At 63.1% G+C, this 24,209-nt stretch carries 23 protein-coding genes; 14 read left to right on the forward strand and 9 right to left on the reverse strand.

What is annotated here, in order from left to right; genetic code table 11:
* Positions 1–120: 120 nt before the first annotated feature.
* Positions 121–861 carry a hypothetical protein gene (locus tag AC1VWL_RS03425; RefSeq protein WP_482985761.1) on the reverse strand — a complete coding sequence of 247 codons (741 nt, stop codon included), beginning with the start codon at positions 859–861 and terminating at the stop codon, positions 121–123.
* Positions 862–1,024: 163 nt separating this feature from the next.
* Here AC1VWL_RS03425 and AC1VWL_RS03430 point away from each other — a divergent pair, with 163 nt between their 5' ends.
* Together AC1VWL_RS03430 and yjjJ are read left to right on the forward strand one after the other, a co-directional pair.
* A complete protein-coding gene (locus AC1VWL_RS03430; RefSeq protein WP_482985762.1) occupies positions 1,025–1,243 on the forward strand; it encodes a hypothetical protein in 219 nt (72 codons plus the stop codon).
* Between the two features lie 117 nt (positions 1,244–1,360).
* Positions 1,361–2,752, forward strand: a complete 1,392-nt coding sequence (yjjJ, locus tag AC1VWL_RS03435) for a type II toxin-antitoxin system HipA family toxin YjjJ (protein ID WP_482985763.1) — start codon at positions 1,361–1,363, stop codon at positions 2,750–2,752.
* A gap of 73 nt (positions 2,753–2,825) precedes the next feature.
* Here yjjJ and AC1VWL_RS03440 read toward each other — a convergent pair whose 3' ends face one another.
* Positions 2,826–3,812, reverse strand: a complete 987-nt coding sequence (locus AC1VWL_RS03440; RefSeq protein ID WP_482985764.1) for a hypothetical protein — start codon at positions 3,810–3,812, stop codon at positions 2,826–2,828.
* A 195-nt stretch (positions 3,813–4,007) separates the two neighbouring features.
* Positions 4,008–4,454, reverse strand: coding sequence for a winged helix-turn-helix transcriptional regulator (locus AC1VWL_RS03445; protein WP_482985765.1), 447 nt, complete (start codon positions 4,452–4,454; stop codon positions 4,008–4,010).
* Between the two features lie 96 nt (positions 4,455–4,550).
* On the opposite strand from AC1VWL_RS03445, the gene AC1VWL_RS03450 reads away from it, so the two are divergent.
* On the forward strand, positions 4,551–5,789 hold the full coding sequence (locus AC1VWL_RS03450) for an MFS transporter (protein WP_482985766.1): 1,239 nt from the start codon (positions 4,551–4,553) through the stop codon (positions 5,787–5,789).
* Between the two features lie 111 nt (positions 5,790–5,900).
* Here AC1VWL_RS03450 and AC1VWL_RS03455 read toward each other — a convergent pair whose 3' ends face one another.
* A complete protein-coding gene (locus tag AC1VWL_RS03455) occupies positions 5,901–6,482 on the reverse strand; it encodes an ester cyclase (RefSeq protein ID WP_482985767.1) in 582 nt (193 codons plus the stop codon).
* Positions 6,483–6,769: 287 nt separating this feature from the next.
* Here AC1VWL_RS03455 and AC1VWL_RS03460 point away from each other — a divergent pair, with 287 nt between their 5' ends.
* The 3 genes from AC1VWL_RS03460 (at position 6,770) to AC1VWL_RS03470 (ending at position 10,537) form a co-directional block, all read left to right on the forward strand.
* Positions 6,770–7,444, forward strand: a complete 675-nt coding sequence (locus AC1VWL_RS03460) for a hypothetical protein (protein ID WP_482985768.1) — start codon at positions 6,770–6,772, stop codon at positions 7,442–7,444.
* Between the two features lie 214 nt (positions 7,445–7,658).
* Positions 7,659–9,098 carry a DUF4919 domain-containing protein gene (locus tag AC1VWL_RS03465; protein ID WP_482985769.1) on the forward strand — a complete coding sequence of 480 codons (1,440 nt, stop codon included), beginning with the start codon at positions 7,659–7,661 and terminating at the stop codon, positions 9,096–9,098.
* A gap of 224 nt (positions 9,099–9,322) precedes the next feature.
* Entirely contained in the window at positions 9,323–10,537 is a 1,215-nt protein-coding gene (locus tag AC1VWL_RS03470; protein ID WP_482985770.1) for a DUF2268 domain-containing putative Zn-dependent protease, read from the forward strand.
* Positions 10,538–10,712: 175 nt separating this feature from the next.
* Here AC1VWL_RS03470 and AC1VWL_RS03475 read toward each other — a convergent pair whose 3' ends face one another.
* On the reverse strand, positions 10,713–11,831 hold the full coding sequence (locus AC1VWL_RS03475; protein ID WP_482985771.1) for an alkene reductase: 1,119 nt from the start codon (positions 11,829–11,831) through the stop codon (positions 10,713–10,715).
* 289 nt (positions 11,832–12,120) lie between these two features.
* Positions 12,121–12,939: a carboxylesterase family protein gene (locus AC1VWL_RS03480; RefSeq protein ID WP_482985772.1), complete on the reverse strand. Its 819-nt coding sequence runs from the start codon at positions 12,937–12,939 to the stop codon at positions 12,121–12,123.
* Between the two features lie 255 nt (positions 12,940–13,194).
* On the opposite strand from AC1VWL_RS03480, the gene AC1VWL_RS03485 reads away from it, so the two are divergent.
* The 3 genes from AC1VWL_RS03485 (at position 13,195) to AC1VWL_RS03495 (ending at position 15,464) form a co-directional block, all read left to right on the forward strand.
* On the forward strand, positions 13,195–14,337 hold the full coding sequence (locus AC1VWL_RS03485) for an alpha/beta fold hydrolase (protein ID WP_482985773.1): 1,143 nt from the start codon (positions 13,195–13,197) through the stop codon (positions 14,335–14,337).
* Between the two features lie 76 nt (positions 14,338–14,413).
* The gene (locus AC1VWL_RS03490; protein WP_482985774.1) at positions 14,414–15,073 is read left to right on the forward strand and encodes a glutathione S-transferase family protein; all 660 of its coding nucleotides are present in this window, start codon (positions 14,414–14,416) and stop codon (positions 15,071–15,073) included.
* Positions 15,066–15,464, forward strand: coding sequence for a hypothetical protein (locus tag AC1VWL_RS03495; protein WP_482985775.1), 399 nt, complete (start codon positions 15,066–15,068; stop codon positions 15,462–15,464). Before AC1VWL_RS03490 ends, AC1VWL_RS03495 begins: the two co-directional genes overlap by 8 nt.
* Before the next feature lie 36 nt (positions 15,465–15,500).
* Here AC1VWL_RS03495 and AC1VWL_RS03500 read toward each other — a convergent pair whose 3' ends face one another.
* A complete protein-coding gene (locus AC1VWL_RS03500; RefSeq protein ID WP_481534384.1) occupies positions 15,501–16,478 on the reverse strand; it encodes an HPP family protein in 978 nt (325 codons plus the stop codon).
* A 147-nt stretch (positions 16,479–16,625) separates the two neighbouring features.
* On the opposite strand from AC1VWL_RS03500, the gene AC1VWL_RS03505 reads away from it, so the two are divergent.
* Positions 16,626–17,447 (forward strand): hypothetical protein, encoded by an 822-nt coding sequence (locus AC1VWL_RS03505; RefSeq protein ID WP_482985776.1) that lies wholly within the window; start codon positions 16,626–16,628, stop codon positions 17,445–17,447.
* Positions 17,448–17,580: 133 nt separating this feature from the next.
* Complete coding sequence (locus tag AC1VWL_RS03510; protein WP_482985777.1) at positions 17,581–18,276, forward strand: TorF family putative porin; 696 nt, start codon at positions 17,581–17,583, stop codon at positions 18,274–18,276.
* 269 nt (positions 18,277–18,545) lie between these two features.
* Here AC1VWL_RS03510 and AC1VWL_RS03515 read toward each other — a convergent pair whose 3' ends face one another.
* Complete coding sequence (locus tag AC1VWL_RS03515) at positions 18,546–18,821, reverse strand: hypothetical protein (protein WP_481534381.1); 276 nt, start codon at positions 18,819–18,821, stop codon at positions 18,546–18,548.
* Positions 18,822–18,992: 171 nt separating this feature from the next.
* On the opposite strand from AC1VWL_RS03515, the gene AC1VWL_RS03520 reads away from it, so the two are divergent.
* Genes AC1VWL_RS03520 through bioD form a run of 3 tightly spaced genes read left to right on the forward strand, consistent with a single transcriptional unit; the run spans position 18,993 to position 21,563 of the window.
* On the forward strand, positions 18,993–19,574 hold the full coding sequence (locus AC1VWL_RS03520) for a M23 family metallopeptidase (protein WP_482985800.1): 582 nt from the start codon (positions 18,993–18,995) through the stop codon (positions 19,572–19,574).
* Positions 19,575–19,623: 49 nt separating this feature from the next.
* Positions 19,624–20,916 carry an adenosylmethionine--8-amino-7-oxononanoate transaminase gene (gene bioA, locus AC1VWL_RS03525; protein ID WP_482985778.1) on the forward strand — a complete coding sequence of 431 codons (1,293 nt, stop codon included), beginning with the start codon at positions 19,624–19,626 and terminating at the stop codon, positions 20,914–20,916.
* Positions 20,913–21,563, forward strand: coding sequence for a dethiobiotin synthase (bioD, locus tag AC1VWL_RS03530; RefSeq protein WP_482985779.1), 651 nt, complete (start codon positions 20,913–20,915; stop codon positions 21,561–21,563). Before bioA ends, bioD begins: the two co-directional genes overlap by 4 nt.
* 256 nt (positions 21,564–21,819) lie before the next feature.
* Here the strand turns inward: bioD and AC1VWL_RS03535 are convergent, their stop codons facing one another.
* The gene (locus tag AC1VWL_RS03535) at positions 21,820–24,171 is read right to left on the reverse strand and encodes a membrane-bound PQQ-dependent dehydrogenase, glucose/quinate/shikimate family (RefSeq protein WP_482985780.1); all 2,352 of its coding nucleotides are present in this window, start codon (positions 24,169–24,171) and stop codon (positions 21,820–21,822) included.
* Positions 24,172–24,209: the final 38 nt, after the last annotated feature.

The raw sequence follows: 24,209 nt of genomic DNA on the forward strand, positions 1-24,209 counted from the left end.
CCGGAAACATGGGTCAGAGTCGGGTTTTCGCTCTGACCCTCTCTGCTTCAGGCGGGGGTGACCTGCGGATGCCGACTCTGGTCCCTTGGATCATCCGCAAGCAGGATCCGCGGTACAGGGCTATCTCCATATTTCGGTTGTGATGAAGCTGTAGTCTCTGCTGTTACAAGCTTCTATGGTTGCACTTCCGTCGTGCATGCCCAGCGACAGTGATCCCGTGCCGCAGGTGACAGCGCGGGATGCCCAAAGCCATCGCTGATGGTGACCAGACTCGCCCAGACTGCAGCCAGGAAGAAAGTTGGCGTTCCAGGTAACAATGGAACCGCTGATCCCCTCCCACTCCGCGTCCGCATGTACGGCGAATCCACCTGGATCGCCACGATAGACGGAACCAGGGCCATCCATGACGATGCTCATGGTTGCATCGCAGAAGGCGCGTGAGGCGCTGGCGGAGGGGTTGCTGCTCGATCCGGTCGCTTTTGGCCGTGGGCCGCTTCCGCCGCAGGAAAGCAGCGTTTGTGTTTCCTTGGTAAGAATTGATACCCCTGTGCGGGCTGCTTGTCCTCCATATCTGGCGCAGTACTTGTCGAGTTTGGAGAGCGCATCTTCGGATTGGCGAGAAGCATCCAGCTCCAGTTTTCCGTCGGCTTCCACGGTATGTATGAGCTCCACGTAATCACCCGTATACAGGCGATACGTTCGCAATAGAATCGCCGATGTCCTTGTCAATGAGATATCGCGTGAAGTCGACTCCGACACGAGGCTGAAGGAATCCGCGTTGTGTGACTGTCCATGCTGCGCTGCGGATGCTTGGGCAATGGAGAACGCGAGGGCCAGTGAAATTCCAAATTTGAAGTTCAATCTACTCTCTCCTTGAGCTGCTGATTCGAGACTTATGAAGATGTGCCTTTGTGCCCATGCAGGTGTATTGAGCAAACATCCCAGGCTTGGTTAGGCGCGAGAGCGTCACCTGCAGGTAGGTGCGCGCCGTTGCCATGCAATCAGACCCATCTGGCTTTCCACTGTGATCAAGAACAGTGGGCGAGAACAGGCGATACAGCCGGATTCTTGCTCTGATTCCGCTTCGTTTCTGGGTAGTGAAAATCTGAAAGCCGAAAAGCCGGGGTCAGCGTCGGTTTCCGCTTTGGCCCTTGCTCGTTTCAAGGTTTTGGTTCTTCAGAACCAGCCGGATCTGCCGCAACAGGCGGACGATGGGCATTCCTATCCGGATGGAGAATCGTAAAGAAATTGCCGGATAGTGATGGCGCGGTGCAGTGAAATAGCTATTCATATCAACGTGTTGAAATTCTTCTCATGCGCCAGTATCGTTTCGTGAATCGTAAAGAAACGAGCTCTGATCATGGCCCGTCCTTCCTCAGCCAGCGTCCTGCAACTGCTTGATCTGCTTCAAAGCGGCGATCCGGTGCCGGCCGGCGAGTTGGTCGAGAAGCTGGCCGTTTCCCGTCCCGTCCTGTCGCGATTGGTAGCGGAAGCCGGTGATCAGGTGCGCCGTGTTGGCAAGGCGCGCGCCACGGCCTACGTAGCCACTGCGCTGGTCCGGCCCAATAGGTGGCCGCTTTACCGGATGGGCGCGGACGCGAATATGGAAGAGCTGGGCACCCTGCACGCGTTGCGTGGAGACGGCTTTCTTTTTGAACCCACGGGTGATCGCCAGAACCTGACGCGCGCAGTGGATGGTCCGCGGGGTTACTTTCCGGGGCTGCCCTGGTTTCTGGATGATGTGCGTCCGCAAGGTTTCCGCGGTCGTTCCTTGGCGCATCGTTTGGGCCGGGCATTGGGTGTGCCCCAGGACCTGAAAAGTTGGCAATCGCGCGACAACCTGCTCGGCATCCTGCATGGTGGCACCAGTGTCGGCGACCTGCTGTTGGGACAGGCTGCCATCGACCGTGCGTTGTTGGATGTGGATGCGCCAGCGGATCGCGTGGACATGGACAGCCGGCATGATGTCTATGCCATACGCGCCAAGGAAGCCCTCGATGGCGAGGAAGTTGGTTCGTCTCCAGGCGGCGAGCAGCCCAAGTTCACTGCGACTGTTGTTACCACTACTGGTCGCTACGCTGCCTTGGTCAAGTTCGCGCTGCCGTCGTTGAACCCGTTGGGCGCGCGTTGGGCAGACCTGCTCGTCTGCGAGCACCTGGCCTTATCCACGCTGCGCGAGGAAGGCTTCCCGGCGTCGCGCACGCAGCTGCTGCGCAGCGATGAACATGTGTTCCTTGAAGTGGAGCGGTTTGATCGCACCGAGGACGTATTGGGTCGGCGCGGTTTCGTTTCGTTGTTGGCGCTGGATGCAGCATTCATCGGTGAGGGACCGCGCGACTGGGGTCTGGCCGGCGAGCAGCTCGTTGACGAGCGATTGGTCACTCAGGACACCGCCGAGAACATGGCGCGGCTGCATTGGTTCGGCCGGTTGATCGGTAACACCGATATGCATCTGGGCAACGTCGGCTTCCACCTCATCGACGAGGGTCCGCTAGCCCTGTGTCCTGCCTACGACATGCTGCCGATGTATATGGCGCCATCCGCACAAACCGGAAATATTCGCGCACTGGCACCGATAAACATCAATGCGCCCAGCAGGGCCGGGCAAGCGCCATTCATTGCCTGGGCCGCAGAACTGGCCGAGCAGTTCTGGCGGCGGGTAGCGGAATCGGAGGTTGCCCCGGATATTCAGGCCGTAGCCCAGCAAAATATCGACGTAGTCAGCCGCTACGCCCAACGCTTCGGCAGCTGAAAGAAAACCGGGGTCAGAGTCGGTTATCTCGACGCGGTTCTTCGGTCACGATTCCGAAAAACCAAGGCTCCGCTCAGGGCAGCACGTAAAGCACCTGTGCTGGGTAATCCGCCACCATCTTCAAGCGAGCGAATGCCGAGCCGCCGATGGCGCCTTCCACCGGGGCATCGGTCATCGATGACATGTACTCGGTGAAATTGCGGTCCGGGCGCGCCGCAAACCATGCTGGGCCGGTATCGGTGCCAGCGATGCGCACGTTGGCTACCTGGATCATCGGCATGCCGCCATCGCCTTTCAGTGCCACCGGCCAGTCCGGGTGCGCATCGCGCCACTTGCGGTACTGGCGGGCGGTGATGAAGCTGCCTGCCACGCGCGCGCCTTCGGCATGGCCCAGCGCCTTGGCACCATCCGCGCCCAGCCGGAGTTCAGCACCGGTGTCGAACAGCATGTCGAGCTGTTCGCCGTCGATTTCAACCTGGATGCGCGGCCAGTACATGTTGCGCTTCGGCAGCATCGTCAGCGGCGTGCTGCGGGCAGTGGCCGGCGGCGTCCAGCCCTGCAGCACGCTGAGCGTGCTGTTGGGGTAATCGAACTCCCACACGCGCCCGGCAAACCAGCGACTGCCCAGAAAGCCCTCATTGAGCATGGGGCCTTCGCCGAAGCCCTCGGCGGGCACTACCGCGAGCCGACCCTGCAGGTAGCTGTCGTGTTCGGCGGGCGGAATGCTGGCGCCATCGGCGAAGGCTGGCCATTCCGTGGTCTTGAGCGGCGGCTGGCCTTCTTCCTCCACGTCCGCACCGGGGCGCAGGCCGAAGCGTTGCGCGATATCGTCGCGCACCATGTTCAGACCGCCACCGGTGTCGGTGTAGAACACGATTGTCGCGCCATTGGCCAGGCGCGGTGTCAGCAGGATGCGCTGGTGCTCGAAAAGGGCAGGTACCACCGTGCGCGTGGGAGCTGGCTGCGATGCAGCACTCTCGGACGCCAACGCGGTCACCGGGCAGGCCGCAGACAGCATCAACCCCAATACGAGTACGTCACGGCGGGCGAACAACGTCATGCAGCACATCCTTGTTGTCATTGGTTACCCGATCTTCGCAGATGCATGTGCCCGGTGTCGTGTGACGGAAGTTGCACGGACTTGCAGAGCCGGGCACAGGGCCGGTTGCAGTTGAATTCAAAAGGGAGGAACAAACACGTCGCTTCCGCCTCGCTTCGCCGGTCAGTCACCAATACCGGCCCGGGCTGTGAGGTATCAGGCCAGCTTGCGCACCCGTGTATCCGTCGCCTTCAGCGGCGCTCCATCAGCACCCTGCAAGCGCATCAACGGAACCGGCTTGCCGGTGCGGTTGTCGAGCAGTTGCGAATGCCGTTCTCCGCGTTGGTACAGGTGTTGTTCGCCCCATTGACGCAGGGCGACGAGGATGGGGAACAGGCTCTCGCCCTTGGGGGTGAGCACGTATTCCTGATACGCCGTGCCGTCCGATGCGGCATGCAGCTGCAGGATGCCTGCTTCCACCAGCTTGCGCAGGCGGTCGGTGAGGATGTTGCGGGCCACGCCCAGGCCGCGCTGGAAATCGCCGAAGCGGCGAACACCGTCGAATGCATCGCGCAGGATGAGCAGTGACCAGCGGTCGCCGACAAGGTCGAGGCTGCGTGCCACGGGGCAAGGGGAATCGTGTTCTGGGCTGCGGCGAGACATGGCGGCTCCTGTGGATACGTCCATTGTAGTTGCATTTTAAAACCACTGTCCGCTAGCATCTATCTGGTTGTTATTTGCAACTGGATTGGATCGGCCGTGAATCTGCCTTTGGAAAGCTCGCTGGAACACCGCGAGGCCACCACACAGTTGCGGGGCGATGCGCTGCCCGCAGGTCTGGTATGGCTGTTCGCGATTGCCAGCGGGCTGTGCGTGGCCAATGTGTATTACGCGCAGCCCTTGCTGGACCTGCTGGCCGCATCACTGGGTATCAGCCTGGCCGCTGTCGGTAGCGTGGTGACTGCAACCCAGATCGGCAGTGCCTTGGCCTTGCTGTTGCTTGTGCCACTGGGCGACAGGCTGGAGCGGCGCCGCCTGATGCTGGTCCAGCTGTTGGCCTTGGTGGTCGCGTTGTTGTGGGTGGCCTCGGCGCAATCGCCGTGGCTGTTGTTGCTGGGCATGCTGGCGGTAGGTCTGCTCGGTACGGCGATGACACAGGGCCTGATTGCCTATGCGGCCAGTGCTGCCGGCGACAACGAGCGTGGACGTGTAGTCGGTGCCGCGCAGGCGGGTGTGTTCATCGGCCTGCTGATGGCGCGTGTGGTCGCTGGCGGTGTTGCCGACCTGGGTGGCTGGCGCAGCGTCTACGTCGTTGCGGCGCTGGCGATGCTGCTGCTGGCCGGCGTTCTCTATCGAAGGCTTCCGCGTTTACCGGCGAGCGCAGTGGCGATGCGCTACCCGCAGTTGCTCGGCTCGATGCTGCAGTTGCTGCGACAGGACCGGGTGCTGCAGATCCGCGGAATGCTGGCATTGCTGATGTTCGCGGCATTCAACATCTTCTGGAGTGCACTGGTGCTGCCGCTGAGTGCGCCGCCTTATGGCTATTCGCACACGGCAATTGGTGCCTTCGGCCTGGTCGGCGTCATTGGTGCGTTGGGCGCGACTGGAGCAGGCCGATGGGTCGATCGCGGGCGAGGCCAGGCCGTCACCGCGATGGCGCTGCTGATGCTGCTGCTGGCGTGGTGGCCGCTATCGTTGATGCCTGCCTCATTGTGGGCACTGGCGCTCGGCATCGTGCTGCTGGATCTGGGCGGACAGGCGCTGCACGTGAGCAACCAGAGCATGATCCTCCGCGAGCAGTCGCAGGCGCATAGCCGGTTGGTTGGGCTGTACATGTTGTTCTATGCGGTGGGTAGCGGGACCGGCGCGATTGCAACGACCGCCATGTACGCGCAGGCAGGTTGGAGTGGTGTATCCATGCTGGGCGCGGCGACTTGTGGCGTTGCTGGAGTGTTCTGGCTCGCAACTCGGCGCTACATGCCCCAGCAGCCGCGGTAGCGAACAGCATCACTCGATAGGTGGATGAAGTGGCCCGGGCACGTGACGCCGCCCCGAGCCACAAGCGAAGCTTCAGTGTGTAAACCGCTATGTTGGTGAGTGGTATCAACCTCAGTTGCCAACACCAATCTGCTTCATGAAAGCGGCGTTGTCCCAGTACAGGAACTCCTCCGTCATCTGTCCCTCCTCGTTCCAATGTCCAATGGTGACCATCGGCAGCCGGTAGGTCTTGTTGGTCGGCTGGATCACGGTGCCATCGGCAAGCACCATGGGTTTACTGAAAGTGCCTTCGATGAAGCCCGCAACCGCCGTCCACTCGGCATTCGCTGAGCCGAAACGCACCGGATGCTCGGTAATCCGGTTGTCGGGCGCGAAGGTCCACATGAAGTCCAGTTCCTTGATGTGGTCAGGCAAACCGGTGGTGGTGTGGCCGTCGGGATAGTGCACGACGATGTCCTTGGCATGGCTCAGGTGCAGGTCATCCCATTGCTGCTTCGTGTAGACGCGGAAATCCAGGTCATCAAAGGTCGCAAGGTTCCTGGCCAGGGCTGACGGCATTCCCTGTACGGCGGGAGTTGCTTCGCCCACCTTGCTGGCCGGCCAACTGTCGATCGGTTGCCCGGCTGCAGATGCGACGCCAACCGTGGTGAGTGCTACGGAAGCAGCGGAAGCGACGCGTTTCATGGCATTCATTGAACGGCTCCTGCAAGGTGTGCGCTGAGGTGACGACGTTCGTGGTGTTCCAGCCTTTGCCGCAAAAGCCAGCCGCCTGGCTGGAAGCGGAGGAAGCATGAGCCGCCGCTGGTTCGAGGTGTGTGAAGCCAGTGCGGGGGCGAATTCAGGTCTTTCGCTTCTCCCGGTATCGCTGTGCTTGCGGGCGCGCGCAGTCAATTCCCTGACCCAGAAGCTACAATCGGCCGATTCCCATTGCATGACCGGGAACTACATGGATGCAACGTACTGATTACCCCAGGTGAAAAATGAAAGTCCGTATTTTTGGAGTGTCGCTGCTTGTAGGTCTGCTGCTGGGCTGCAAGCAGGTGCCGGCGGGTGAAGCGGAGGGTGCCGCCAGCGCAGTTCCGGCGGCCGAGTTGCCGGCCAAGGCAAGCGCGGATCCGGTCGCCGAGATCGAGGACACCGAATCCTCGCCCTATGAAGAGGGCGACCCGGAGGGCGATGCGCCCACGCCAGCCGCGTTCGACCACGAGCCCAGCTGTGAGGAAGATCCACTGGCGACGTATTTCTTCACCCTGGTGGGCGGCAACACCGTGGACAACTGCGGCCGTGCTGATCCCAAGGTCACCGCCGCATTCGACGAGCTGCTGAAAGAGGCGGCTGAGGGCGACATCGCCGATCCGCATGTCCCACCGCAGCGCGACCGGCTGCTCAGTGGCCCCAGCGCACCGGGCGTGCCCAAGATGTTGGGAAGCGAAACATGGTGGTTCTACACGGCCTGCCAGGCGCACCAGTGCGACACGCAGCAGCTGGCAATGCTGTATCAGCCCCAGCACGCCAGGATGGTTGGCCGTCTGGTATCGCGCTGCAAGGTGTGGTGGTTGGGCAATCCGACGGCTGAGCAGCGTGCGCTTATCGATGAAGCCAAGCCGGTGGATCCCGCGCTGCTAAGTGATGAACCCTGCGACGAAGAGCTTTGAATTCGGCTGCAGTAGTGGCGCTGAAGTCCGATAGCAGGGTTGATTGACTGAGCCGAATGTTGAAGACGCTCTGGACTGTGCGACAGTCCAGAGCCACATAAGGAGATGTGGAATGACCGGGATTCGTCTTCGCCACTTGCCTGGCATCTGCGCGGCGATCGCACTTGCTGCAGTTGCATTGCCCGCGCTGGCGATTGGACAACAGTCAGCCTCAATGCCGGCTGCACTGGCGCCGCCTCCAACGTACCCCGACGAATCCGCAGCACGCCAGACCGCCCAACGCTATCAACAGCTGCTTCCGCTGTACCGCTGGCGTTTGCTCACTGCTGTGGACAAGGATGGAATGCCGCGAGCCTGGTTCGGTGAGGGGGCAGATGCACCGCAGCTGCAATTCGGTGTCGAGGATAAAAGCCCATCAGCGGAACCGTCTCTGCTGCTGCATAGCGAGCTGTGCAAGCGGCAGGTGGATGGCGAGGTGGTGCTGCGGCGCTATCAGGTGCAAGGCGCTGATCCGCAGCGCGAGGTGGCCTGGCAGTTGAACCTGCGCAGGCAGCCGCATGAGCGCACGCCTGCATTGACCTGTCAAAAGCCGGCGTACACCGCTGAGCTGCGCCTGCTGCAGATGTTGTCCGGCGGGCATGCGCTGCGCATGCGCGTTGAGCCGGCGAAGAAGGATCGGCCGCAACTGGAGCTTGGCGACGCATTTGGTGGCGTACTGCGTTTCGAAGGAACGGCGCTCGTGCAGGGCGCGCGCTACGGTCTGCAGGGGGCGGAACGACTGCTGCAGATCAAGGAGGCATCGGCTACATGCGCGAACAGCTGGCTGCCTGGTAATCGTTGCCTGCTGTTCCGCGAGGTGGCGTTGGATGGTCGGGGGAACGCTGCACCCGATTGGAACAGCGATGTCCTGGCGGTTGACGGCTATAGGCATCTCGCCGGGACTGACGTGATGTTGCTGGTCCGGCGCTATGGAAGCACGGGTGACGACCTTGCAGCGCCGATGAGTTATCGCACGGAACGCCAGTTGTGGGAGCGTGGCGCTGCGGCAGGGCCGGACATGATGGCGAGCGTCGCAGGCGTGCGCGCGGATGCGGTGCTGGAGCCTGAGCAGGCAACGTTCTACCCGAAGTTGTTGGCGCGATTCATCGGCCGTGATCGCGGTCTTGCAGGTACTGAGTTCGCCCATCTGTATTACGGCGCATGGTTGCAGCGCAACCTCGGGCCGAAACCGGCCGAAGGCGATTCGCCATTCACCGGGGCCGACGAGCTGGCAGCGGCCGAGGGCTATCTCGAACTGCGCAGGCAGCTTGCTGCGTTGGACGGGGCGGGCGGCTCAGCTGACGCGCGCCTGCAGCTTTACCAGGATTTTCTGGGGCGGTATCCCTTGCATTTGAATGCGCTTGAGAGTCTTGCTGGCGATGACGCGGCTGTGCGCTTCGGGTTTGACGGACTGTTGCAGGCCATCATGGCAAGTGGCGACGGCAACAGTTGCCAATCGCCGTGGATCGTAACGTCGTCTGCTGATATCGGCGTGGTGTTCCGGCATCTGGTGCTGGATCGGGATTACGCGATGGATCGGAAGGAGGGCGAAGCTTGCCTGCGGGTTGGCTCCGGGGAGGATGGGAAGTACTTCCTCGTGCTGGGCTCGCGATAGCAACAGTTGTATGTGGGAGCGGCGTAAGCCGCGAAGCTGATACTCCGAGACGAAGCGAGCTTGATCGTTCTACAGCAACTCCTTTGTTGGAAAGTTGGCGAGCTTCGCGACTTACGCAGCTCCCGCAAAGCAGGATCAGGTCGCGCTCTCGGATGGAGGTGGAGCGATCAGATGGAAAGCGACTTCAATGTTGGTAATGGCCAGGCACAGGTAAACGAAGCAATATGAAATTCTTCTTGATTCTTGCGCTGCTGCTGGCATCCAGCATCGGCACTTCCTTGCTCGCTCCTGTTGGGGTTGCGCATGCCGCGCTGCCACAGGCCGCAGCCGTGTCGCCGTTGGTTGTGGCGGCTGCAGACGCCGGTCTGTTCGCTGATGACAGGGAGAAAGGAAAGGACGCGCTCTATGCGGTAGCGTTCTTCCTCGTGGTCTTCATCCTGACTGGTTGGCTGGTAACGCACCTGTCGCGCGAAAAGAGGTCTGCGAAAGTGGCGCCATTGCCGCGTGTGCCGGTGCGCATGCATTGGTATGACGGCACCCAGCTGCCAATCGCGGATTGGGACCGTATCAGCGAGGACGCGCCGACGGGATTGGATGCCGACGCCACGCATATCCACCGCACCTCGGCGGCCAAGGAGTGGCTGGAAGCGCTCAACCAGCGGCTAGGGGAGCATTACCGCATCACCGAGTCCGCCGACTTCCTTCTGCTGTCGAACCTGATGGACAGGCCAGGCGAGGTATTCCTCGCAACCTGCCAGCGCCTGCTGGCGCGGATCAATCGCAGCCTTGGCGATCTTGCAGTCGCGCCCGGCCTTGGCAAGCATGTGGTGATGGTGTTCGCCGACCAGGAAGACTATTACGCCTACGTATCGCATTACTACCCGGATGGCGGCGAGTACGCGATGTCCTCGGGCATGTTCATCAAGGCAGGATATGGGCACTTCGTGATGCCGTTGGAGATCCTTGATTCGATGGAGCCGGTGATCGCCCATGAGCTTACTCACTGCCTGCTGCAACACCTGCCGATTCCGGCGTGGTTGAACGAGGGCCTGGCGGTGAACACCGAGCACACCTTGTATCCACAGCTGGCCGCACCCGGCGCACAGATGTACTTTCCGCACGAGATCGCTGCGCAACACGCGGCTTACTGGAACGAAGAAAGCATCCAGTCATTCTGGTCCGGGAAGTCATTCCTGGCTGCGGATGATGGCAACCGGCTGTCCTACGATCTGGCCAAGAAGATCACCGCGTTAGCGGCGGGTGATGAGCGTGCATTCCGCAAGTTCGTGGCCGCCGCGCAGATGAGCGACGGCGGTTTGGCGGCGGAGCAGCACCTGGGTTATCCGATCCAGAACCTGCTGGAGGCGGTACTGGGTGAAGGCGAGTGGACGCCGCGGCCGGAGTCGTGGAAACAAGGTGTGGAGCGGGGGCAGTTCTAGCTTGGCTGGGTAACGGGCCAAGCAATCGCACGAGGCGATGCACGCCTTGTAGGAGCGACGTGAGTCGCGAAGCTGGGTATCGGTGCGCGGTCCTTGGCCATGCACTTGCACGGACCGGCCGGCTTTGGGATTTCCAGCTTCGCGGCTTACGCCGCTCCCACAATCAAGGGGCGGATCAGGCTGCGGCGTTGTATGGCGGGTAGTCGATGTAGCCCTTGCCGCTGCCGCCGTAGAAGGTGGTTGGATCGGCCTTGGCAAGCGGGTAGTCGTTGCGCAGGCGCTCGACCAGATCGGGGTTGCTGATGAACGGCACACCGAAACCGGCCATGTCGATCAGACCCTCATCAATCAGTGCCTGCGCCGATTCGCGGTCCAGTCCGCCGGCCAGGATCAAGCGGGTTTCCTGCAGCTTGCTGCGGATCGTCCTGAGCAGGTTGTTGAAGCCTGCCTGGCCCGGCGCGCTGCTTGAGTAGCCGGCCTGGTTCATCAGGTGCACGAAGCCCAGCTTGCGCTCGCCGATGGCCTCCGCAAGCGCGGTGTAGGTCTCATCGATCTGCGGGTAGGCGGGCATGTCAAAGAGGTTGCCGTACGGCGAGAGACGAATGCCGGTGCGCTCAGGACCAATGCGCGCGACGATGGCGTCGATCACCTCCAGCGTGAAGCGGATGCGGTTCTCCAGCGTGTCAGCGGAGTACTGATCACTGCGATCATTGACCAGCGGGTTGAGGAACTGCTCATGCAGGTAGCCATTGGCGCCGTGGATCTCGACGCCGTCAAAGCCCGCATCAATCGCGTTCTGTGCAGCCTGGGCAAAGTCGTTGACCACGCGTGCAACCTCCGCGGTGCTCAGCTGGCGCGGCGCGGGCGCATCGACCATGCCTGGCTGGCCTTCTTCGTTGTAGCCGAAGGCCTTGGAGTTGGCCGGCTGCTTGCTGCTGGCGCTGACCGGTGTGCGGCCATCGGTCTGGATCGACGGGTGCGACATGCGACCGACGTGCCACAGCTGCGCGACGATCCTGCCACCGAGCGCATGCACCGAGTTGGTGGTCAGCCGCCAGCCCTCGATCTGCTCGGGGGTGTAGATGCCGGGGTTGAACAGGTAGCCCTGGCCTTCGCGCGAGATTGGCGTGCCTTCGCTGACGATCAGGCCGGCGCTGGCGCGCTGGGCGTAATAGAGGGCAACGCGCTCGTCAGCGATATCGTTGGGGGCGCGTGCGCGGGTCATGGGCGCCATGGCGATGCGGTTGGAGAGCTTGGTGCCGATGAGGCCGTAGGGCTCGAAGAGCTTGGTCATTGAAGTGTTCCAGGTGGATCCAGACGGGGAGGGCAGTGCCTGTCGCGACAGCGGGAAACCGCTGTCGCAGCATGTATTGCGGAATACATGGGCCCTGTCTGGGGTGTCACAACCGGACGCGGTGGAAAGCAGAGTTGCGGTTTGTGCAACATCTGGCCGCGAGCGTGGCCGGTGTTGCAGGAACGGGGAAGCCCCGAGACCGCTGGCGGCTGGCGTCGCAATCGCTGATTCCACCTGCGTGGGAAGATCGCCGGCTTTGCGGTTTACGCCGCTCCTGCAAGGGCGGCGGTCAACGACGGTGTTGCTGGAACAGCCAATCGCGCCACCACTTGCCAGGGTGGATATCGGCCGGCGGTGCGTGCGGCAGTGCGTCGTACTCCCTGAGCTGTACCTGCTCGCCGCCAGCTGCGCGGATGGCGGCGACAAAGCGCCTGTCAGCGGTGATCGGGTTCTCGTCATCGGCAGTGCCGTGCATGGCCAGCACCGGCAGGTTCCTGAAAGTGGCGGCATCGGCATTCGCTGGTGCAATGCCGGAGATCGGCACGATGGCGGCGAGCAGGTCTGGCTGCAAGGTGGGCGCCAGCCACGCCGCCGACCCGCCCATCGAGAATCCAAGCGCATAGATCCGCGTGGTGTCGACGGGATTGTCGGTGGCGATCCTGTTTGCCAGCTCGAGCGCGGCGCTGAGCATCGGAGAGGCTTCCGCATGCTGATCCGCTGACGCAGGGCCGTAGTTCGCGCTGCGCTCAGCGAACTGCGGTACCAGCACATAGGCGGGGTAGTGCTGCCGTACTTCAGGCATCGCCCAGCTCCTGGCCAAACGGTCGAGTTGGCTGCTGTTGTCCCTGCCTATGCCGCCAGAGCCGTGGAACTGGATGACCAATGGGTAGGTCACGTCGGCTTTGGCTGCCGTAGGGCGCAACAGTCGATAGGGGATGACCACTCCGCCAGCCGAGGTGAAACTGCCGGTCTCGAACTGGCGAATATCAACCGACGCGAACACCTCCTTGCCCAGCGGCGCTACACCGACGACCTGCTCGGCAGCGGCGCTGCCAAGCGTGCACGCAGCGAGCAGGCCGAAGGCGAATGCCAGGTGACGGTTGCGCATGTTTGATCGTCCCGGTTTGAGTGCCGGTGATTGTAGGGCCGGGCTTTCATGCAGCGCCGCGAGATTAACTCATGGCAGCCATGAGTCAGGCGGGATGTTGTGGGAGCGGCGTGAGCCGCGATGCTGGGAATCCCAGCACGCCGTATACAGGCATGCCCGGAAAGCCTGGATTGCCGGCTTCGCGGCTCACGCCGCTCCCACAGTCGCTGCATTGAGCTAGCATCAGCGCAATCGGGCAGCCAGGGACTGGAACGCATGCGAAACGCGGTGACACGCTGGCTGTTGCTGGCTACCTTGCTGTACTCCGGTTGCGCGCCTGGGTTGGCCGCGCCCGGCAAGCTGCTGGAGGCGGTTGCCACCGACGGCGCTCCCGCTGGCGCCAAGGCCTGGCGTATCCGCTACGAGACTACCGATGTCGATGGCGATCCCACCCAATCCACCGGCGTGCTGGTTGCGCCTGACGGGCCAAGCCCGGTTCAAGGGCGCGACATCGTGGCATGGGCGCACGGCACCGTGGGCATCGATTCGGCGTGCACGCCGATTCGTAGCCTGGACCAGATCCCGGGGCTGGCCGACATGCTGGCGCGGGGATGGGTGGTGGTCGCCAGTGACTACCCGGGACTCGGCACGCGCGGTCCGCATGCCTACCTGGCGGGCGACGCCGCCGCGGCAGCGGTGCTGGACTCGGTGCGCGCTGCGACGGCGCTGCCAGCCGCCGGTGCCAGCCGCAGCTTCGCGGTCTGGGGGCATTCGCAGGGCGGGCACGCGGCGCTGTTCAGCGCGCAACGCGCACGCAGCTATGCGCCCGACCTGCAGTTGCAGGGCGTGGTTGCAGTGTCGCCGCCTACGGATCTGGCAGCCAACATGCAGCATGCCGATACCACGGTTCGCGGCCTGTTGACCGCGTTCACCGCGCGCAGCTGGTCCAGGGTCTACGGCGCCGATCTGTCCACCATTGCCAATGCAACAACCCGCGGCGTGATCGAGCGAGCCACCAGCGGCTGCGAAGGCGATCCGTTCTCGGCCGCGGCACTGGTGCGTTTGTTGCGCTTGCGCGCGCGCCTCGGCAGCCTGGATCTGGGCGGTCGTGCGCCCTGGGATGGCTTGATGGCACGCAATTCGATCACGGCGTTGGCTGCCGGTTCGGCGCCGCTGTTGCTGGTGCAATCCGACGCTGACGGCCTGGTCGCGACGCCGGTCACCTGGCGCTTCTTCGAGCAGAGCTGCAAGCGCGGCGCAGCGGTGAACTACCTGCGTCTGCCAGATGCCGGCCATGCCACCACGGCAATCGCCTCGGCGGATCGCGCCATTGCCTGGATCGCCGAACGCTTCAGCGGGCGACCAGCTGGCAGCGATTGTGGGCTGGCGATGAGCGCTGGTACGGACGCTGGTGGATGAAGCGGCCTTCATGCAATGAACAGCCCGCCCTGGCAGCAGCGTATTCCGCTGTGGTTCCAATCACGGAGACTTCGTCATGTCGCTTGTGCTCTACGGTCATCCATTCTCCTCGTATACGCAGAAGGTGCTGATTGCGCTTTATGAGAACGCCATCGACTTCGAGTTCCGCCAGCTCGGCCCCGACACGCCTGAGCACATCGGCCAGTGGCTGCAGCATTGGCCGCTGGGCAAGTTTCCGTTGCTGCTCGACGGCGAGCGCAGTGTCGTGGAAACCAGCATCATCATCGAATACCTCCAGCTGAAACACGGCGGCGTGGTGCGACTGCTGCCCGAAGAACCAATCCAGGCGCTGGACGTGCGCTTTCATGATCGTTTCTTCGACCTGCATGTGATGAGCCCGGTGCAGCATGCAGTGAACGGCGCGCTCAGTGGCGACGATGGCAGGCGCGACGAAGCCCGCGCCTTCAGCGTGCAGAAGCTGGAGCTTGCCTATGCCTGGTTGGAAAGCCAAATGCCGGGCCGCCGATGGGCCTGTGGTGAGGTCTTCTCGATGGCCGATTGTGCAGCGGCGCCTGCGTTGTTCTACGCCGATTGGACACACCGCATCAGCGATGACTACCCGCTGCTGCTGGATTACCGGCAACGCTTGCTGCAGCGGCCCTCCTTCGCGCGAGCGGTGGATGAAGCGCGCGGCTACCGTCACCTGTTCCCCCTGGGCGCGCCCGATCGTGATTGACGGCCCGCAGCGCGCCTGGTGGTCGCGTTACCCGTGGTCGCCTGTGATCCGCATTGCCGCGTTCGTCACGCCCTTGCTGGCGCTGCTGTTGTACGCGCGCATCGCCGCCGCGCATGCGTCCAGCCAACAGCATCGCGGTGATACCGGCTTGGGCATCGCCCTGCTGTTGGGCGCTGTTGCATTGCTGATGCTGGTGGGATTCTTCGTTGACGCAGTGCTGCAGCTGGTGCGCGGGCACCACTGGAACTGGATCGCCGATGCATTGATCCTGGGCCTGTTGTTGGTGCCCTTTGGCTGGGTGGCCTGCAATTGGTTCGGCGTGCATGAGTCGCTCGCCTGCCGGGTGCCGATCAGCCTGTTTGGCACCGTACTGGCGTTGCTTTCGCTGTAATGCCGGACGGCGCGTGCTTTCAGCCGGGTTGCAGGATCAGCGGCTACCGAGCTTTGCCCAGCGCCCACCTTCATGCAGTGAAACCTCGAAGCGGGCCCATTGCCGCAACTCCGCAGCGGTTGCATGACCAATGTCGCCAATGCCATCGCCCGCCACCACCGCAAATACCAGGCGATCAGCAGAAGGACCGGAAAGCGCTGGTGTTACCGATACCCGTCGCACGCTCCAGGCGCGACCCAGGCGGCCATTGCTGTAACAGCGGCCGGGTTCGATCAGGTCCGGGTGCAGCGCATCACGCTCCGCATTCTGCTTGGCAAGCTCCAGCAGCTCGGTGAGGCTTTCGTCGGTGATGTCGACGAAGGAGTTGAGCTGGCCAATGGCCGCGTGAAAGTCTTCCTGGGTCAAGTCGACATGGCGCTGTGCCGAGGGCACGGCTATGGCCTGCTGGCGACGACGATGCAGCTGCACCGGGTAGCGGCGCCAGGCGAAGCAGGCGTTGAACGCGATGCCGGCCAACAGGATGGCGGCGACGTTGATTGCCACCGGGGTGAGCAGGTAGTTGTAGCCCAATGCGTGCACGTCGCTACCGCCAATCACCGCGGCCAGCGCGGTGGCGCCGCCGGGTGGATGGATGCAGCGCAGGTAGTGCATCGCACCGACGGCCAGGCCGACCGCGAGTGCGCCCGTCCAGGCTTGATCGGGGAACATCAGCTGGCAGCTGACGCCGATGAAGGCGGATACCAGATGACCGGCAATCACCGCCCACGGCTGCGACAAGGCACCATGTGGCACGGCAAACACCAGTACCGCGCTCGCCCCCATCGAGGCCAGCATGATCGCGCCGCCTGCGTGGTTGAAGCCTGCGGGGAAGCACCAATGGGTGAGCTGGTAGACCACCGTGATGCCGATCAGTGCGCCCAGTGCGGAAATCCACTTCTCTCCGTGGCTGGTCTGGTTGCGCTCGATGCTCAACCAGCTGCGGAATGGGTGCAGGGGCTTGCTGCTGGACTTCATGACGGTTGTTGGATTCAGGGGAGGCTATTTTGCCGCGTTTCCCGCGCCGTACATGAGTCCGGATCGGTTCATTGGCCATTGGCTGATGCGGATTGGTTTGGTTCTCATGCAGTGAATGCATGCGCCGAGACGCTGAAGGGGTAGGATGTGAAGCGCTCCCCCTCTGTTGTCTGCGTGATGATTCCCGGACCATTGATCTCCTGGCCGTTCCTGCTGATGGTGTTCGTGTTGCCGCTGCTGGGCGGCTTGGTGGCGATTGGTTTGCTTGTGCGGGCCTGGTACTTCCATCGCCACGGCCAGGGCGGCTGGGGCGCGTTCTTCAACTGGAAGGTGCGCCTGTGCACCGCGTTTGTAGTGCTGGTGGCGGCCTGGGTAGGGGTGCTGATCTACAAGACCACCGAGTTCAAGCGCGAGTTCGCCATCGAGAGCTGGAAGCGCGGCAGCCGTGCACAGTTCGTGCTGGACCGTGATTTTCAGTATGGCGAGTTCACTGTCCCCAAGGGAACGCTGGTCAATCGCCGCGATGTCTTCGACAACGGCGAGCCGCAACGGCCATTGGGATTGCGTGGCCTGGATGCACTGCAGTTCCCCGAGCCAGTGCAGCTGGCGGGTCTGTGGGTCGATGTACTGGAAACATCTCCCGGGCGCATGCGCTTGACTGCCGATCAGCGCATCAGCCCGGTCTATCATTCCGATCCGGAGAGTGGTGACTGGGTGGTCGATCCTTCGCGTCCGTTCATCGACTGCAAGGCCGGTGAAGTCGCCTGGTTCAATACACCGTTGATCGACTATGACATCCAGGCCGAGTTCACGACCGGTGAACCGGATGGCGCAGCCGCACGCTTCAGACCCAGCCAATGGCAGTTCACCCATTGTGAGCGCGACTGGGGGCCGCTGGAGATCAAGCCGGCCTTCGCCGAGCCGATGCCAGCGGGCGCGACGCCACAGGTTTTCGCGCGGCAGAACTGATCTTCTGCAGCAGGAGGATAGGTTTTACGCAGATTTGATGCGGACCTTGGGGCGTCGCCATCGTCGGTTTATGGAAGCTGCGTGAACAATTCCGCATCGCCGCGCAGCTCGCGCGGCCGCTTCCGGAAATCCCATGAAACGCTCACGTTCTTCGTTGTACTTTGCTGCCTTCATCGCACTTACCGCCAGCGCGGATGCATTGGCCATCGACACCAGCGGCAGTGCCGCCTTGACCAGCGACTATGTCTGGCGCGGCTCCAGCCAGAGCCAGGGTGACGCCGCTGTGCAGGCCGGTTTCCGCGTTGCCGGCGATAGTGGCTTCTACGCCTCGGCCTGGGGATCCAACGTGGAGTTCGCACCGGAAGCACATGCCAGCAGCGAGTTGGACTTCGTCGTTGGTTGGAACGGGAAGCTGGCCGATGACTGGGCATTGGACGCCAATCTGCTGCATTACCGGTATCCGGCAACGACCGTCGACCTGAACTGGACCGAGCTCAATACCACGCTGACCTGGAAGGACAATTACTGGTTGTCGCTGGGTTGGTCGCCGCAGGCGCTGGGCACCAACCAGGATGGTCTGTACACCCAGTTGGGCGCACGAATGCCGCTGTCTCCGCAACTGCGTCTTGAGGCCGCCGCTGGTTGGTACCAGTTGCAGGATGCGGTGGGCGGTGGCTACGCCCACGGACAGGTCAGTGCGATCTGGGCAGTGGCAGCGCCGATCGAGCTGCGGTTGAGTGGGCACTTCACCGACCAGCAGGCACGTGATCTGTTTGGCGATCAGGCCGCTGGCACACGTTGGGAAGCGGCCGTGCAGGCGTCGTTCTGACAGGGCCCGGCTTTGTGGGAGAGCGCGCCGTTTTTGTAGGAGCGGCGTAAGCCGCGAAGCCGGGAACTGCTGGCAGCCAGTTGCCCAGCGATCTGATGGTGTGTGAGCTTCGCGACTTACGTCGCTCCCACAAGAAGGCGGGGTGCCCTTGTGGGAGCGGCATCAGCCGCGAAGCTGGCATCAATGAGCAGCCATATCGATTGCGATCTGATGGTCCATCAGTTTCGCGACTCACGTCGCTCCTACAAAACGGCGTTGGTGCCGATCCGTCAGCGGCTTTCGGCTGGTGCCTGCGCTTTGATGCTGCTTCTACCTTGCTTCCTGTTACCGGCGAAGGTCAGTGACAGGTGGATGAGGGCGATAAGTGCGATGACCATGGCCGATTCACCATGACTGGCCAGGAACGCCATAAGCAACCCAATGAATCCAAAGATGGAAAGGGCATCGAATAGCAAGCGACTGAAGCACCAGGCAGCAACTAGGATCAGCAGGTACAGCGCCGCTGGCAGTGCTGGCGTCCGGGCCATGAAGTAGAGAATTTCCATCTCGGGGATGCATGCTTGTTGGGTTGTTGGAGGCGAATTCTAGGTGCGTCGCATGTGCCGGATATGCGGCCAATGTGAAGCGAATTTGAAGTGCTGAATGCCTGCGCCTGGCGTTGAAAAAGTTCTGGAAATCCGTCGCTGGCTGCGGTTAGCTTTTGCCACTCCGTAGACATTCAACAGACGACCTTGAACTCTTCCGATCGAACCAGCTGGCCGCGAACAGTGCGCATCGTCTTGCTGCTTACAGTGCTGACGCTTGCCGGCGGCTGGCTGTGGCAGCAGCCCTTCACCGTGGTTGCCCGAGAAGGCTGGAAGCTCTCCCGCCTGCCAGCGCCAACGGCGATAGCCGTGCCGGTGCAGGGCATCAAGCCACGGCAGATTGCCGATACTTTCGGCGCACCACGCGGGCGCGACCGCAAGCACCATGGCGTGGACATCTTCGCCAAACGCGGCACGCCGGTTGTCGCCGCCACCCAGGGCGTGGTGGCAGCGGTGCGCGACAGCGGCCTGGGCGGGCGTCAGGTGTGGGTGATCGGGCCGGCCGGGCAAAGGCACTACTACGCGCACCTGCAGGATTGGACGCCAGGGCTGGCCTACGGGCGCATCGTGCAGGCTGGGGATGTGCTGGGCTTCGTGGGTGACAGCGGCAATGCGCGCGGTACGCCGCCGCATCTGCACTACGGCATCTATGGCGGCGATGGCCCGTTCGACCCGTTGCCGCTGATGCATGCAGGCCAGCCGCGCAAGCGGTAAGGTACGCCCCCTGCAAGCCGCCTTCCCGCGGCGTGAGCTGTACTGAACGATGCTGATTGATCAATTCGACCGTGAACACCTGTGGCACCCCTACAGCGCCTTGGGCAGCCCGGTGCCGGTGCTCAAGGTGGCCCGCGCCGATGGCGTGCTGCTGCAGCTGGAAGATGGTTCCCGGCTGATCGACGGGATGGCCTCGTGGTGGTGCGCCATCCATGGTTACAACCATCCGCAGCTGAACCAGGCGGTGGTTGACCAGCTGGGCCGCATGTCGCACGTGATGTTCGGCGGGCTGACCCACGAGCCGGCCATCGCGCTGGGCAAGCAGCTGCTGCAGATCGCGCCCAAGGGCTTGGACGCGATCTTCTACGCGGACTCCGGCTCGGTGTCGGTGGAAGTGGCGCTGAAGATGGCGATCCAGTACCAGGCTGCGCGCGGCAAGCCGGGCAAGTGCAATATCGCCACCACGCGCTCGGGCTATCACGGTGATACCTGGAACGCGATGTCGGTATGCGATCCGGTTACTGGCATGCATGGCTTGTTTGGCACGTCACTGCCGACACGCCGTTTCGTGCCTGCGCCGCAGACACGCTTCGGCGACGATTGGAATCCTGCCGATATCGCAGCGCTCGCACAGCTGTTTGCTGAAAGCGCCGATGAACTGGCTGCCTTCATCATCGAGCCGGTGGTGCAGGGCGCAGGTGGCATGCGCTTCTACCATCCGCAGTATCTGCGTGAGCTGGAACGGCTATGCCGCGAACACGATGTATTGCTGATCTGTGACGAAATCGCCACCGGTTTCGGTCGCAGCGGGCGCTTGTTTGCCTGTGAGCATGCCGGCATCAGCCCTGACATCCTGTGCATCGGCAAGGCACTGACCGGCGGTTACATGACGCTGGCGGCGACGCTGTGCACGCGCGAGGTTGCCGACGTGATCGCCAGCGGCGAGCCGGGCGTGTTCATGCACGGGCCGACCTTCATGGCCAATCCGCTGGCCTGCGCGGTGGCGCTGGCCTCGGTGCAGCTGCTGCTGTCGCAGGATTGGCGGAGCAGGGTGGCGGCGATCGAGCAACGTCTTGAACAACGCCTGGCACCCGCGCGTGCCTTGCCGCAGGTGGCCGATGTGCGCGTGCTTGGGGCCATCGGCGTGATCGAACTGAAGATGTCGGTGCGTCTGGAACGCATCCAGCAACGGATGCTGGATCACGGTATCTGGATCCGGCCGTTCGGCCGCCTGGTCTATGTGATGCCGCCGTTTGTAATCGACGATGCGCAGCTGCAGCAGCTGTGCGATGGCATGGTCGCGCTGGTGGCCAGCCTGCAGGAAGAGGATATGCGCGCATGAGCGGCAAGATTGTGTTTGTCAGTGGTATCGATACCGAGATCGGCAAGACGGTTGTCACCGGCTGGCTCGCGCAGCAATGGGCGGCGCAGGGCGAGGAGGTGATCACCCAGAAGCTGGTGCAGACCGGCTGTGTGGCCGCCTCCGATGACATCCTGCTGCACCGGCGCATCATGGGCACGGGATTGTTTGAAGAGGACCGCGACGGCACCACGATGCCGGCGTTGTTTGCCTATCCGGCATCCCCGCATTTGGCCGCGCGTCTGGAGCAGAGGACGTTGGATCTTTCTGCAATTGAAAGCGCTACGGCGCGGTTGTCTGAGCGCTACGAATCGGTGTTGATCGAAGGTGCCGGCGGTTTGATGGTGCCGCTGACCGAGCAGCTGCTGACGATTGACTACGTCGCACAGAAGGGCTGGCCGGTGTTGCTGGTGACCTCCGGGCGCCTGGGTTCGATCAACCACACCTTGCTGTCGTTGGAAGCGCTGGCGGCGCGTGGCATCGCCTTGCATGGCGTGGCCTGGAACAGCCGCGATGACAGCAGTGATGAAGTGATCGCTGCAGATAGCCGCGGCTTCATTCGTGACTGGGTGTTGAAGCGGTTTCCGGATGCGGTGTGGTACGACGTGCCGCGGATTGATCTGGGCTGATTGGGGTCTTTGCGAAAGGCACCCCTCCCCAACCCTCCCCTGCGCGTTGCGCAAGGGAGGGGGCAGATGGGGCAGGGCTGATTGGGTTCCTCGCGAAAGGCACCCCTCCCCAGCCCTCCCCTGCGCGTTGCGCAAGGGAGGGGGCTGATCATGCAGGCTTGAGGCTGTTGCTTGCGCCCCCTCCCTTTGCCGAAGGCAAGGGAAGGGTTGGGGAGGGGTGCTTCTGCTCCTGCTCCTGCTTCACTCGCAGAAGCCCCTACTTCTTCAACTTGTACGCCAGCACATAGTCGCCCGCCTTGGTCCCGGTCGAACCATGACCACCCGCCACCAGCAGCACCATCTGCTCGCCCTGGCTGTTGAGGTAAGTCATCGGCGTGGCCTGCCCACCGGCCGGAATACGCACATCCCACAGCACCTTGCCGCTGGCCAGGTCGTAGGCGCGGAAGTTGTCGTCGGTGGCCGCGCTCATGAAGGCCACACCGCTTGCGGTCAGCATCGGTCCACCAATGCCGGGCACGCCGATGCGTATCGGTAAGGGCAGCGGTGACAGATCGCGGATGGTGCCGTTGCGGTGCTGGTAGGCGATCCTGCCGGTGCGCAGATCGGCGGCGGCAACCGTGCCCCATGGTGGTACCTGGCAGGGGACGCCAATCGGCGACATGAAGGGTGTCATTTCCACCGCATAGTCGGCGCCCTTGTTCTCATTCAAGCCATGCTCGCCCTTGTTCATCTCGCGGCCGCTGGTTTCATGCTTGGGCACCAGCTTGGAGACGAAGGCCAGGTAGGTGGGCATGCCGAACATCACCTGCCGCTGCGGGTCCACCGCCACGCTGCCCCAGTTGAAGGTGCCGAAGTTGCCCGGATAGATCAGGCTGCCCTGCAGCGTCGGCGGTGTGTAGCGGCCTTCGTAGCGCAGCTGCCGGTACTGGATGCGGCACAGCATCTGGTCGATCAGGCTCGCGCCCCACATATCGGCTTCGCGCAGCGGTTTGGGCTCGAAGCTCAACGCTGACGCTGGTTGCGTGGGCGCGGCGAATTGGCCTGGTATGTCCACGTACTGCGGTGCGGTGCGTTGGCTGATTGGCAGCAAGGGCTTGCCGTCGCGGCGGTCCAGTACGTAGACGTCACCTTGTTTGGTGGGTTGCACCAGCGCTGGTACGCGGCCCTGCGGTAGATCCAGATCCAGCAGCACCGGTTGCGCCGGGGTGTCCATGTCCCACAGATCGTGGTGCACGAACTGCTGCACCCAACGCACCTGGCCACTGGCAATATCCAGTGCCACCACCGATGAGGCGTAGGTTTCCTCGGCGGGGCTGCGGTACATGCCGAGCTGGTCCGGGGTGCGGTTGCCCATCGGGAAGTAAGCCAGCCCCAGTGCTTCATCAGCGCTGGCCACCGACCAGCTGTTGGGCGAACTGGGCGTGTAGACCTGGTTGGGATTGTTCGGGTCCAGTGGCGCGGTCTGGGTGGGGTTGCCCGAGTCCCAGTTCCACAACAGCTGGCCGCTGTGCACGTCGTAGGCGCGGATCACCCCGGACGGCGAGTTGATCGCATAGTCGTCGTTGACCGCACCGGCGATGATCACCTTGCCACCTGCTATCAGCGGCGGCGAGGTGGAATAGTAGTAACCGGCCTGCTTGAACGGCATGTTGTGCAGCAGGTCGAGCACGCCGTTGTTGCCGAAGTCGCTGCAGTGCTCGCCAGTCTGCGCGTCCAGCGCATGCAGCTTGGCATCGGCACTGGGCAGGAACACGCGGCTGCTGCAGGTGTGCACGCCGGTTGCTGCGCTTGTTGCGGCGGGGGCGGCGGTTTCGGTGAAGTACGACAGCCCGCGGCAGGTCTGATGCTGGCGCTGCGGTTCCATGCCAGCACCCGGGTCGAACTTCCACAGCACCTTGCCGCTGTCGGCATCCAGCGCGAACGCCAGGCTGTGCGGGGTGCACAGGTACAGCGTGTTGCCGATCTTCAACGGGGTGACTTCGTAGGTGGTCTCGCCCACGTCCTGCGGCAGGCGCACATCACCGGTCTGCATCTGCCAGGCCAGCTGCAACTGGTCGACATTGGCCGGTGTGATCTGCGCCAGCGGCGAGTAACGTTGACCGTAGCCGCTGCGCCCGTAGGCCTGCCATTCGCCCTCCGGCTGCGCGGTGTCGCCCAGTGCCGGATTGGCGTTGACGATGTCCATCGGCAGGCGGCCATCGGTCTCATGCAGGTGCCGCGGAATGCCGACGAAGGCGACCGCGGCCACGCCCAGCGACGCCAGCAGCACCGGCCAGCCGGCCGGGCCGGTGTAACCACGCGGGCTGGAGCGGCGCGAGGCGGGCAAGGCCATCAGCAGGCCGAGCAGGGCGGGCAGGCCAACGCGGGTGGCCAACGGCCACCAGTACAGGCCGGCCTCCCACAGCGACCAGCCCAGCAGCACCAGTAACCAGCCGGCGTACAGCCAGGTCGGCCAGCGCCGGTGTCGCCACAGGCCCCACGCCACGGCCAACAGCAGCAGGCCGCTGAGCAGGTAGAACGGGCTGCCGTGCAGTGCCAGCAGCCAGCCACCACCCACTGCCAGCGCCAGCCCAAACAGCGTGGTCAACAACAGGGTCAGAACACGCATGGCGTCCCCGCAGCTCCGGAAGATGCGGCCATGCTGCG

It is taken from the genome of Stenotrophomonas sp. STEN063, assembly GCF_056854515.1.